The following is a 12000-nucleotide window of genomic DNA, read 5'->3' on the forward strand; positions in this document are numbered from 1 at the left end:
GGCGCTGCAGAGACGCTGCGGGGCGATTCGGACGACGGGAGGTCACCCGGGTACGGTACGTCCGTACCACATCAGCAGCTCGGCACACCTGGGAGTCAGACAGCATGGCGGCCAACCAGCCCGCCCGGCGCCGCCGGGACCCGCAACGACGGATCACCGAGATCGTCGAGGCGACGGAGCGGGTGATCGCCGCCCGCGGCATCGAAGGCCTCACCCATCGCGCCGTCGCCGAAGAGGCCGGCGTACCGCTGGGCGCGACCACGTACCACTTCGCCACCAAGGACGACCTCATCGAGGCCGCCCTGCGTCGCGCCCACGAGCGCTACGCCGCCGCCTTGGAGGAGTGGGCCGCCCAACGCCCCACGCTCACCACCAACCAACTCTCCGTACTCCTGACCGACGCCCTCATGGGCTGCTTCGGCCCGAACCGCGACTACGAGGTCGTGGAGCTGGAGCTCTACGTCGCCGCGGTGCGCCGCCCCGCACTGCGCGCCATCGCCGACCGGTACACCGAGACCACCACCGGCCTGCTGCTGCGCTACGTCGACCCGGCCACCGCCCGCGCCGCCACCGCCGCCATGAACGGCCTGACCCTGCGCGGCCTGGCCTCCTCCCAGCACCCCGGCCGGGACGAGGTCGAGGCCGTCCTCACTCGCGTCCTCACCCCCAACCCCGCACTGCCCGCCACCCTGCCCACCGGCGCCGAGAACCAGGCAACCGCCCGGCACGGCCAGTGACGCCCGGCGGACGGGCTCCCGCGCCCGCTTGGGGGCCGACACGCCAGGGTGGACGGGGAACGGACACGGGCCCCCTCCACCGGCCCGGGCGCCATACTTGGCACGGGGCTCAGCGCATCCGTCCCGACGTCGCTGGAGGGCAGGCCCATGGGTGACGGACTCCTCGACCTGGCGATCGCCGAGGCCGGCGGCCACCGGCTGTGGAATTCCCTGCGCGGCCTGAAGGTGGACCTCTCCATCGGCGGCCCCATCTGGGCGTTGAAGGGCTGGCCGCCGGAGCAGACTTTCGACCAGATCCTCAGCCTGGACACGGCACGCGAGCACATCGTGTTCAGCCCGTTCACCCGTCCCGACCGGCGAATGGTCTTCGACGCCGCCACCGACAGCGTCGCCATGGAGACCCTCGACGGTGAGCCGGTGGAAACCCTCGCCCCCGCACGCGCCGGCTTCCGGGGCATGCTGCGCAACAGCCCCTGGGACGCGCTGCACCTCGGCTATTTCCTGGGCTACGCGTGCTGGAACTACTTCACCACCCCGTTCCTGTTCGCCCACCCCGGTGTCCGCGCGCACGAGCTCGAACCGTGGCACGAGGCCGGCCAGACCTGGCGGCGCCTGAAGGTGCGGTTCCCGCCCGGGATCGCCACCCACAGTCCCGACCAGGTCTTCTACTTCGACGCCCTCGGCAGGCAACGCCGGATGGACTACGTCACCGAGGTCAACGGCAGCACCCTGGTCGGCCACTACACCAGCCGCCATCGACGTTTCGGCGGTCTGCTGGTGGCCACGCGCCGTCGCGTCTTCCGCCGCAACCCCGACAACACCGTCAACCTCAATCTGCCGTCGATCAGCCTCGACATCCACGACGTCGCACTGATCCACGCCGACGGCGACCAGACACCTGCACGGGACCAGGCATGACCACACCCAGCTGCGCCCTCGACCACCCCGCCCGACGGCTCGTCGTGTCGCTCCCCGCACCGTACGAGGCGGCCCGCGAGCACTACGAAACCCTCGTCCCGGAGGTCGACCTCGCCCGCTTCTACCAGATGGCGTCCTGGACGGCCACCCTGGAGCTGGCCGAGATCAACGCCCCGCACGGCTTCATGCGTTACTACCGCAGCGACCTCACCGCCGTCATGGCCGGATCGCCGTCCTTCTGGCAGGCCACGCAGTATCTGATGGGCAATCACACCATCGCCGAGCGCATGTTCCGCCACGATCCGGCGGTCATGTTGCACGCACCGCTGAGGACCCTCCTCTACACCGACCCCGACGGCGACACCAGATTCGCCGTCGACCAGCCCAGTCTGCTGTTCGCCAGCTACCACAACCCGCAGATCGCCGACGTCGGACTCGAACTCGACTCCCTGGTGGCCGAGTTGATCGCATTGCTCGGCGGCGACGTACCACGACAACTGAAAGGTGCCCGATGAGTGACACGCCGATGTTTCTGACCACCGGGGCCGGCGGCGGGGTGGGCGGGGTCAGCAGACTCGTCGCCGAGGGGCTGCTGGCACGCGGACAGCGCGTGCGGGCCACCGTGCACCGTGACGACGAGCGCGCCGAGGCGTTGCGCGCGCTCGGCGCCGAGGTGCTCGTCGGCGACCTCACCGACCCCGTGCACGTCAGCGCCGCACTGGACGGCGTCAACCGCATGTTCTTCAGCATGAGCGTCTCGCCGGACTACCTGGAGGCCACCGCCGTGGTGTGCGCGGCGGCCCGGGAGCGGCCGGGTCTGGAAGTGCTGGTCAACATGTCGCAGATGACCGTGTCGCAGATGACCGCGACCAGCACGGAGGAGTCGCGGCAGCAGCGCCTGCACTGGCTGGCCGAGCACGTCATCGACTGGTCCGCGGTGCCGCGCGTGCACATCAGGCCCACCGTGTTCCTGGACAACCCGCTGTTCACCCTGCTCGCCGCCGGACCGATCCGCGACCGCGGGGTGCTGGCGCTGCCGTTCGGTTCGGGCCGTACCTCGCCCATCGCGGCGAGCGATGTCGCCGAGGTGGTCATGGCCGTACTGCTCGCACCGCACGACCACGTCGGTTCCGTGTACGAACTGACCGGCCCCGCGACCCTGGACCTCGACGGACTCGCCGACCAGTACGCGCGCGCCCTGGACCGGCCGATCACCGCGGAGCGCCTGCCCTACGACCAGTGGGCCGACCAACTGGCCGGCTCCCCGCTGACCCCGCACGTGCAGCAGCACATCGCGACCATGGCCAGGCTGCACCGGGAGGACCGCTACAACCGCTCCACCACCGACGTGGAACGGATCACCGGCCGAACACCACGCACCGTCGAACAGTACGTCCGTGAACGGCGTGACCTGTTCGACGGTCGTCGCGACGACGGGCCCTAGAGACCGTCCACTTCGTACAGGTCGTATGCGTCACCTCGACCGATCATGGTGAGGACAGCCGACCGGTCCGTATCCTCCCACGCGGCAACCCATTCCGACGGCAGTCCCAGGACGAAGCCGTAAGCCCCCTGCCGGCGGGATGCCAGTAGAGGGCTCATGCACCGATGGCCTGAAGCGATCAGACCTGAGTGTCGTCGTCGGGGTCGGGGATCTTGTGTGTCGGCGTCACGCGCTGGTGAGCGCCAACGCCGAGCCATACGGCTGCGACGGCGACTCCGGCGCCGATCACGGTTTCGTTGACGGCCATGTCGGCCAGGGCGGGTACGGCGGTCCCCAGGAGGGACAGCACGGCGACGATGATGGAGCGAACCATCACCGGGTTGTTGCGGAGGAAATCGCGCACGTCGGCTCCATGAATGTCGACTCCATCAGTGTCGGCTCCGTAAATGGGGTGAGGGAAGGGCGCGCAGGACTGCGGCGGCGGCTGTGCCGAGCACGGTGAGCGGGGCCGGGGGTAGGGCGTACTTCCAGCGCTCCAGCGCGCGGGGCTGGTCTTCGTGCAGCCGCCGGGGGGCGGGGCCGAGGAGGCCGGTGTCCCCGTGCAGCCAGGGTTTGTCGGCGATGTCGAACACGAAGGGCAGTTCGACGGTGTGGGCGGCGCCGAGGCGCCCGTCCAGGGCCGTCGAGCGGTACCCGAAGGAGTAGACGTGCGTGCTGCCGCCCGAGATCCGCGCGTGGGCCTGCGCCAGGCGCCTCGTACCGGACTCGAACAGGGCCTGCCCCAGCACCGCGGAGCGCAGCTCGCCCGGTGTTTCGTCCGGCCGTGCCGCACGATGCGCGGCGAGGGCGGTCTGCGGGTCTGCGTGCACCCGGGTGGCGACGGCGAGTACGTCGGCTTCCGTGGTGGACTCCAGGTGGCCCTGCGGTACGAGGTAGAGGCGCCCCTCTTCGGTGTTGGTGCCGATGAGCAGGTCGACGTCGCCGGCCGGACCGTCGGCGAGAGCGTCGGCGGGCTGGACCGGCAGGACCAGGCTGAACGGGCTGAGCCCGGCCAGCGGGTCCGTGGCGGTGCTGGTGCGGAGGTCGAGGGCGGCCAGTGCGGGCAGGATCGTCAAGAAGCGCTCGTCCGGGATCGGGGCGAACGCCTCGGCGGTCGGCTCGACGCCCAGTGCGGCGGCCGCCGTGGCGGTGACTCGTTGTGCTTGTTCTGGGGTGAACGCGCCGGTGCCGTTGCCGCTCTGGATGATCATCCGCCGGAACAGCCCCTCTCTGCCTCCGGTGTCGCGAGCAGCGCGCCGGTGAGCGTGGCGCCCGCGGACTGACCGAAGACCGTGACGTTGCCGGGGTCGCCGCCGAATGCTTCGACGGTGTCGTGGACCCATCTGAGCGCGGCGAGCACGTCCAGCAGTCCGCGGTTGGCCGGAGCACCCGCCAGGTCGAGGAACCCGGGGATGCCGAGACGGTAGTTCACCGTCACGAGGACGATGCCGTCGCGGGCGAACGCCCTGCCGTCGTAGAGCGCGGCGCGGTTCGAGCCGGTGACGAATCCGCCGCCGTGCACGAAGACCATGACGGGCCGCCTGGCGCCGTCGGCGGCAGGTGTGTGGACGACGACGGTCAGTTACTCCCTGCCGGGCACCCAGCCGGGCCCGAAGTAGGGGACCATGTCGAGTCGGCCGAAGTCGCGGGTCGGCTGGGGAGCCGTGGGCGAGGGCCGCGTGCCGTCGCGGACACCGGGCCAGCCCGGGTGCGGTGCGGGTGGGGCGAAACGGCCGGCGCCGGTCGGGGCCGCAGCGTAGGGCAGGGCGCGGTAGCGCTCGCCTGATCCGTCACGGAGGCCGCGCACGGTGCCCGCCGGGGTTTCGACGACCGGATCTGCCTGTCGGGGCACGGGACACACTTCCTTTCCGGAGGGGGACATCAGGAGATGCGGGAGAAGCCCGCCCACTCCTTGATCGCGAACTTCGAGCCGCTGCGGGCGACCTCCACGGCGCCTGGGCCGGCGAAGTGCGCCGGGAAGACGAGCGCGTTGTTCTCGGCAGCGCGGCCGAGCAGCTTGTGCCGGGTGGCGCGGGACTCCACCGGGTCCTCGCAGAAACAGGAATTGGTGTCCGGCTCTGCGATCTGCAGCGCGGTGTGCACCAAGTCCCCGACGAACAGGGCCCGATCGCCGCCGGATTCAAGGGTGAGCACGGACGAGCCGGGAGTGTGCCCAGGAGCGGCCGTCGAGGCGGGTGTTCCAGCCGACGTGATCGATGTGCAGGTGGGTGTTGACCACGATGTCGACGTCCTCGGGACGCAGCCCGGCGGCGGCCAGGTGGTCGAGGTAGTTTGTGTCCAGGCGGCTCCACACCGGCGCGTAGGGCCGGTCCTTGTGGTTGCCGACGCCGGTGTCCACGAGGATCGTGCGCCCCTCGCTGCGCAACAGCCAGGTCTGGATCGCCGTGTGGCACTCGTCCGTCTGCGGGTTCCAGAAGTCGGGTGCCAGCCAGTCACGGTGCTCGTCCCACGAGCCGCGGGGGCCGTCGGGGAAGAACTGGCCCGGAGACATCTCCGACGAACCGTAGAACTCTTTGATACGGCTGACGGTGACGTCGCCGAGAGTGATCCGCTCCGGGCTCTGATCCATGTGATCCGTCCTCGGGTCTGGAGTGCGTTGCCGAATGACACCGAGCCTGGAGATGCGGACGGGCACGCACCACTCCCGGGTTATCCCACCCCTCACAGGGTGTGGCTGGGATCGGGCCCCGCACCGAATACTGGGGTGATGAACGGACCCGGCCTGCTCGGCGCCTTCCTCCAAGCCCGACGGGCGCGGCTGCGCCCCGAGGACGTCGGCCTGCGCGACCTCGGACCCCGCAGGCGGGTGGCCGGGCTCCGGTGCGAGGAACTGGCCCAGTCGGCGGGCGTCAGCGTCTCGTACTACGCACGGCTGGAACAGGGCCAGTCCCGCGGGGCCTCGGCAGAGGTCCTCGACGCGATCGCCCGCGCTCTCCTGCTCGACGACCACGAGCGCGAGCACCTCGACCGACTCGCCGGTGGCGCCCGCCGCGCGCCCCGGCTGCGCCGCCCGCGGCCCGAGAAGCTCGCCGACGAAACGCGCGACCTCCTCCGCGCCGTCGACGGCGTCCCGGCGATAGTGCTCGGCCGCCGTACGAACGTGCTGGCCTGGATTTCCCTCGGGCATGCCCTGCTGGCCGGGCACCTGGACTTCCTGGACCCGGATGCCCCGGCGCGACGCCCGAACATGAGCCGGATGCTGTTCCTGGACCGGCACTGCCAGGAGCTGTACGCGGACTGGCAGCGCAAGGCGCGCGGTGGTGGGCAACCTGCGCATCGCCGTCGGCAGGCACCCGGAGGACCCGCTGCTCGCGGAGCTGATCGGCGAACTGACGATGAAGAGCCCGCAGTTCGTCGCGCTGTGGGGCGACCACCGTGTGGCGCCGTGCGATGCCGCGGCCTACGAGCTGCACCATCCCCTCGTCGGCACGGTGACGGTGACACAGCAGACACTGTCGATCGCCCGTTCACCGGAGCAGGCGCTCATCGTGTGCACAACCCCCGCCGGCTCCTCATCCGAGGAGGCCCTCGCGCTGCTCCGGCAGGCGAGCGACAGCAGGGCGCCGCACGCGCACAGCCTCGGCGTTCCCGAGAAGCCACCCCGACAGGTGTAGGCAGCCGGGAAGGCCCCCGGGCGGGGATATGACACGCCGGTGAGCCAGAACACCTCGAACACCTCGGCCAAGCCGTGAGACAGCCGACATTCCCCAAGCCATCGGACTGACGCAGGAAACGGATCGCGAGACGCTACACCTGTTGTGGGATCCCGATACCTGTTGTGGGATCCCGGCCTTTTGGTCGAACCTCTCGAACGGTGCCCCGTCGCCGGCTGATTGGCACGGGTGAAGGGGAAGCCGCCGCTCTCGCGCCATCCCGCCTCGCAGTCGCCTGTCAGGGCCCCTGCGAGGGCCATCTCGGCGGGAGGGATCTTCTCCGCCGGTGATCTTTCAGGCCCGCACGCGACCGCACAGGCACCCGCTCCGGCCGGGCCTCGTACCCGGCGCCGCTCCTGTGCCCGAGCCGGAACCCCCTGCACCTGCCATCAGCCGGAGCGTCCCGAGACGATGTGATGCCTGCTTGGTATCTGGGCCAGCTGGGCGGCTTCGATCTGGAGGCGACCGGCCCTGACTCACCGACCGGTCGCTGGGAGGACTCGGCCGCCCAGAAGCCAGGAGCCGACTCTTTCAAGGCCGCCGGTGAGCTGGTTGGTTCCGACCTGAGGAGCGACTCCGATATTGCGCTCGTAGTCGTCGTCGGCGGTGGCGGTGCCAGCTCCAAGGATGATCAGAGCTGAGGCCGCTACTGCTGTCGCGAGAACGGTCAGGTGCTTCATGAGGGACCTCCGCTGATCAAGGCGACTTTTCGGCAGGATCATTCGCCGCCCCTTCCCCCGCCACCCGAACCTCCTCCAGATGGCGGTCATCTCACTCCCGCGGAGCGCCGGTGCTACTCGGGCGTCTCCGGCTCAAGACGCCCCCTGGCCTGCTTCGCGAAGTTCCTCACCGAGATCCTGGGCCCGTGTGTTTCGACCTGTGGGCGGTTCAACCCCCGCAGTCTGCGGCAGGCGATCGACGGCCCAAGTTCCCCGCGAGGTGCCGTACCGTGAAATCCGCGTCGCCGGGCATATGACCATCGCGCTCGTCGGGAGAGGGACACCGTTCAAGCTCTCCTGCCTGGTCCATCCACTGCCAACACACATGCCCTGCGGATGCCGGGAACGATATGGGATTCGACCGCCGGACCGCACCGCGCGCCACCGCATGTCATGCCGGACGCCGGCCGTCAGGCGCCCTGCCACCACTTCGGGCTGAGGGCCATCTCCCGCATCTGCTGCATCGTCAGAGCGGGCGTCGAGCGGGTCGCCGCGCTGTGCTGGGTAGCGGAGTTGAAGGCGCTGATGACCACGCGCTTGCCGTCGGCCCGCATGGCGTCCACGGTCCACATCACCACGCCGTCGACGCCCTTCTCATCGGGGCCCTGCTGGACGGCGATGCGGGTGCCGTCGGCGAGGGTCTCGTCCCCGGGGTGGAAGAGGTCATCGGCGACGTCCCGCATGTCCGGCTGGACGTTGACCTGGACCAGGCTGCGCCCCCGACCGTCGTCGACGACGACATAGGCGTATTCGGGGTCGTCGCCGCCGCTCTTCTCGACGACCTCGACGCCCTTGGGGAGCAGACCGGACAGGGTGTCGGCAGCCGTGCCGCCCGTGGGAGCGGACGGCTGCTCCGCGCGCTTCCGGGGGCTGTCGGGGATGGCATCGGCGATCCTGCGCCACTCCTGCGCCGTCGTCAGGTGCTTCAACTGCGCCGGGGACAGCGGAGGTTCGGCACGACTGACCGGGGCGTCCTTCTCGGCGGCGGCGTTCCACTCCCGTACGGAGACGCTCCGCCCGCCCGGCGTGACCAGGTTCGCGGTCCACAGCTTGGTGTCCACCCGCCGGTCGGGGTACTCGTAGCCCTGGAGAACCATGAACACCGACCCGTCGGGCAGTCGGTCGGTGGCGCAGGCGTCGTACGGGACGAACGTCCTGTCCGGGCACTGGGTCAGCTCCCGGGCCTGCCGGCCGCCGGGTTCGACCCGGTCCACGGAGACGGAGAGGGCCGCGGGGCCCTTGCCGTCGTCGTAGACGACCGACGCGTACGGCCGCTCATCCGGGTCCTGCCCCGCGCCCCGACCGTCCTCGTTGCTGAACGTGCCCTTGGGAAGCAGCTGCTCCAGCGTGCGGATCACCTCCTTCTCGCCGACCGCGGCGGTCGACGGGGACGACGTGGCCGCGTGCGGAGCGGCGGCCACGGACGAGGGCCGCGCGGCCGACGAACCGTCCCAGGGCACCACCAGCACACCGCCCACACCGGCGAGCGCGACGCCGGCCGCGCCCGAGACGAAGGCGGCCCGGCGCCGCATCCGCAGTCGCCGTCCATGGGCCGCCCCGGCGGCGCTGAGCGCGGCGCGGTCGCCGTGGAAGGTCCCGCCGACCTGGTGCAGGGCGGTGGCGAGCCGCTCCTCGAAGGGATGCTCCTCGAAGGGATCGCTGTGCTGTTCAACGGGCATGACGCACCACCGTTTCCGCGAGGTCGAGAGAGTTGAAGAGCAAGGGATGAGAGGGAAGGGCAAGGAAAGCGAAAGTGGGAGTGGGAGTGGGAATGAGGGTGAAGGTGACTGTGGAGGTGGAGGTGGAGGTGACTGTGACTGCGCGCGTGGGACGGGCGCCAGGGGTGCCGTCAGGGGTGGGCATACGCCCCGATGTCCTCGCCCAGCAGGTCCCGAAGTCGTCCGAGGGCGCGTACGCACCGCGTGCGCACGGCGGCCTGACTGGCGTTGAGCACATCGGCGGTCTCCGCAATGGACCGGTCCTCCCAGTAGCGCAGGACGACCACGGCCCGGTCCTTGGCGGGCAACTGGCCGAGCGCGTCCAGCAGCGTGAGCCGCAGGACTGCGTCACCGCCCGCGGCGTCGGCCCGGTCGGGCAACACATCCATGGTTCGCTCGGTGCTGCTGCGCCGCCGCTGGTGGGCGAGAAACGTCCGGGTCAGCACGGTCTGTGCGTACGCGGCGGGATTCTCGGCCCGACTGACCCGCCCCCAGTGGACGTACACCCGGCCCAGCGTCTCCTGCACCAGGTCCTCCGCGAGATGCGTGTCGCCCGCCGTGAGCAGACATGCGGCCCGGTACAGGTGTCCGGCCCGCGCCACCGCGAACTCCGCGCACGCCTCCGCGCGGCCCTGCCTCATCTGCTCCCCTTGCCCCGGTATCCCGGTATACGTGCGTGTGTCCTGCTGTCCTCACTCCTTCGATGCGGTGGGAGGGGAAAATGTTTCACGGGGTTTCCATCGCATTGCGACAAGCGGGCGTGGCAGGTCATCGCAGGCCATCGCAGGTCATCGCAGGATGACTTGGACTCCGCGCTCTTCGAGGATTTCCAGGAGCAGGTCGAACAGGGTTGTTGTCTCGCCCTCGCCGGTGGGGACGGGCTCCGCCAGTCGTGCCCTGGCCTCGGCCGCGTGCTGCCAGTCCACGGTGAACGGGGGTGCGGCGCCCCAGCCGCCCCGGAGGCAGTCGTCGAGGGCAGACAGGTTCCAACCGAAGTACCCACCAGGCCCGTTGACGGCCTCGCCCAGCGCGCAGTAGAAGCTGTCCTCGTCGACGATCTGGCGGCCGTCCAGGGTGAACGTCCGGCCGGCGGGCTCGTCCGGCTTGCCTCGGCGCTGATACGCCCACGACCACAACGCGACGGACAGCCAGGCGTGCCTGTGTTCGGGTTCGAGCGTGTGCCACATTCCCTTGCGATTCAGGCGACCGGTGCGGATCAGGTCCCAGACCCCCTCCGCTCCCGGCAGCGCGTGGTCACACCACAGCGTCACCGTGAGGTCGACGAGGCCGGCTCCCCGGGCGGAGGGCTGCACGGCAACGGCGGTGACGTCGTTGACGAAGTAGGACCCCATGGTGACACCGTCGGTGTCGAGTACGTCGAGCCAGGCGTTCCCGGCTACGGCGCGACGGCCGCCGACGTGGTCCAGGCTCTTCAACAGACCGCCGCGCGGATCGCACCCCGCGAAGCGCACCCGACGTGCGCCCTCTTCCTCAAGCGGTGTGAAGAGCCCCTCGGCCTCGTGAGCGAAGCCCCAGAAGTCGGCGTCGACCTCGTCGACCTCGTCCGCCCTCAAAGCGTACTTCTGTCCCTGGCCGCCATGGCCTGATGTTCGCATCGCATCCCGCATAAGGGCGTCGATCCTACCGGTGCCGGTGCCGGTGCCGGTGCCGGTGCCGGTGCCGGTGCCGGTGCCGGTGCTGGCGCTGGCGCCGAGGGTCGCAGCCGGCGGCGCCGGCCACGCACCCGCAGACGCGTCGGTGACGGCTGCGGTGCGTGCGCGGAGAGTCGATGGTGCGCGACAGAGTGTTGGCTTCGGTCGGCCCGGCAGCGCGTGTGGCGTGTCGCCTCAACCTGACGGCCACCAGATGCGTCTTACTGGCAGCGGTGATCCGCAGTCCGTACTCCATACTCCGTAGTTCGTACTCCGCAGTCCGTACTCCGCAGTCCGTAGTCCGTAGTCCGTACGACAGAAGGCCCGGCCGTACATGTCCTCGCAGGCTCGTCGCCGTTCCCGTGGCACCGTCTACCTCGCGCTGTGCGGGCTCGTCCTCGCCTGCCTTGGGTTCGGCGCCGCACTGTGGGCGCAGGACCACACCACGTGGTTCAAGCGCCTGCGGGGCGGGAATGCCTGGTCCCTTACCTACCAGGGTGACGCCGTCGGCGGCCAGGGCAGCGCCCTCACCATCCGCTACCGGTTCAATCCGGACAGCTTCAAGCCGGCCCACCGCATCGAGCAGCTCGGCCGCACGCACCTCCCGTGGAGTGTGCACGCGCTGGTCAACACCGGGGAGGTGGCCAGGGTGGAGGTGGAGCCGGAAGGGCACACGGTCGCGACGTGCCGGATCCTCCTCGACGATGTCCGCGTCGTCGCCGAGGGCAAGTCCCCCGCCCCCGGCCGGCCCGCCGTCTGCGACGTCACGACCAGCAGCACCCCCGAGAAGTGGCCTCGTTGATCGAGGCCGGGGCCGGCGGTGCCTGTTGCGTCAGGCACCGTCCCGGCGGCATCGCGGGATGCAGGTGACGAGTTCGCGGCCACAGGCAGCATGGGCGGCACGGGTGGCACGGGCGGCATCAGGAACGCGTCGCACGGCGCACCGTGCCACAGGCGGGGCCGGACCGGGCCTCTACGCAACCCGGTCACGGACTGCACGCTCTCTCCAAATACTCCACAAGAAGTTCGAGAGTTGATCGAGCCCCTTTGCGTTACCTTCCTCTCGTCGCCTGACCGACGCCGCTACGGCCCTCTTGCT

10 protein-coding genes and 3 pseudogenes are annotated in these 12000 nt (G+C 70.3%); 6 read left to right on the forward strand and 7 right to left on the reverse strand.

Annotated features, from left to right (window positions below):
• Positions 1-104: 104 nt before the first annotated feature.
• The 4 genes from MOV08_RS02940 to MOV08_RS02955 all read left to right on the forward strand — a co-directional run bounded on the left by MOV08_RS02940 (position 105) and on the right by MOV08_RS02955 (position 3099).
• A complete protein-coding gene (locus MOV08_RS02940) occupies positions 105-737 on the forward strand; it encodes a TetR/AcrR family transcriptional regulator (protein WP_275306061.1) in 633 nt (210 codons plus the stop codon).
• A gap of 147 nt (positions 738-884) precedes the next feature.
• Positions 885-1655 (forward strand): hypothetical protein, encoded by a 771-nt coding sequence (locus MOV08_RS02945; RefSeq protein ID WP_052286447.1) that lies wholly within the window; start codon positions 885-887, stop codon positions 1653-1655.
• Positions 1652-2170, forward strand: coding sequence for a DUF302 domain-containing protein (locus MOV08_RS02950; protein ID WP_039629263.1), 519 nt, complete (start codon positions 1652-1654; stop codon positions 2168-2170). The genes MOV08_RS02945 and MOV08_RS02950 overlap by 4 nt, the downstream gene beginning before the upstream one ends.
• Complete coding sequence (locus tag MOV08_RS02955; RefSeq protein ID WP_275306062.1) at positions 2167-3099, forward strand: NAD(P)H-binding protein; 933 nt, start codon at positions 2167-2169, stop codon at positions 3097-3099. Before MOV08_RS02950 ends, MOV08_RS02955 begins: the two co-directional genes overlap by 4 nt.
• A gap of 178 nt (positions 3100-3277) precedes the next feature.
• Here the strand turns inward: MOV08_RS02955 and MOV08_RS02960 are convergent, their stop codons facing one another.
• The 3 genes and pseudogenes from MOV08_RS02960 to MOV08_RS02970 form a co-directional block, all read right to left on the reverse strand.
• Positions 3278-3502, reverse strand: coding sequence for a hypothetical protein (locus MOV08_RS02960; RefSeq protein WP_275306063.1), 225 nt, complete (start codon positions 3500-3502; stop codon positions 3278-3280).
• 25 nt (positions 3503-3527) lie between these two features.
• A pseudogene (locus MOV08_RS02965) lies at positions 3528-4990 on the reverse strand (carboxylesterase/lipase family protein).
• Between the two features lie 29 nt (positions 4991-5019).
• Positions 5020-5728: pseudogene (locus tag MOV08_RS02970) on the reverse strand (MBL fold metallo-hydrolase).
• Between the two features lie 138 nt (positions 5729-5866).
• On the opposite strand from MOV08_RS02970, the pseudogene MOV08_RS02975 reads away from it, so the two are divergent.
• Positions 5867-6773, forward strand: a pseudogene (locus tag MOV08_RS02975) (helix-turn-helix domain-containing protein).
• A gap of 515 nt (positions 6774-7288) precedes the next feature.
• On the opposite strand, the gene MOV08_RS02980 reads toward MOV08_RS02975, so the two are convergent.
• From MOV08_RS02980 to MOV08_RS02995, 4 genes are all read right to left on the reverse strand, one after another.
• Positions 7289-7492 (reverse strand): hypothetical protein, encoded by a 204-nt coding sequence (locus MOV08_RS02980; RefSeq protein WP_159030751.1) that lies wholly within the window; start codon positions 7490-7492, stop codon positions 7289-7291.
• Positions 7493-7941: 449 nt separating this feature from the next.
• On the reverse strand, positions 7942-9210 hold the full coding sequence (locus MOV08_RS02985) for a hypothetical protein (RefSeq protein ID WP_275306064.1): 1269 nt from the start codon (positions 9208-9210) through the stop codon (positions 7942-7944).
• Between the two features lie 170 nt (positions 9211-9380).
• Positions 9381-9890: a SigE family RNA polymerase sigma factor gene (locus MOV08_RS02990; protein ID WP_039629275.1), complete on the reverse strand. Its 510-nt coding sequence runs from the start codon at positions 9888-9890 to the stop codon at positions 9381-9383.
• Positions 9891-10037: 147 nt separating this feature from the next.
• On the reverse strand, positions 10038-10823 hold the full coding sequence (locus MOV08_RS02995; protein ID WP_275306066.1) for a barstar family protein: 786 nt from the start codon (positions 10821-10823) through the stop codon (positions 10038-10040).
• Positions 10824-11235: 412 nt separating this feature from the next.
• Here MOV08_RS02995 and MOV08_RS03000 point away from each other — a divergent pair, with 412 nt between their 5' ends.
• Positions 11236-11703 carry a hypothetical protein gene (locus tag MOV08_RS03000; RefSeq protein WP_275306068.1) on the forward strand — a complete coding sequence of 156 codons (468 nt, stop codon included), beginning with the start codon at positions 11236-11238 and terminating at the stop codon, positions 11701-11703.
• The last annotated feature ends 297 nt before the right edge of the window (positions 11704-12000 follow it).

It is taken from the genome of Streptomyces yunnanensis (assembly GCF_029011865.1).
Classification (GTDB): domain Bacteria; phylum Actinomycetota; class Actinomycetes; order Streptomycetales; family Streptomycetaceae; genus Streptomyces; species Streptomyces yunnanensis.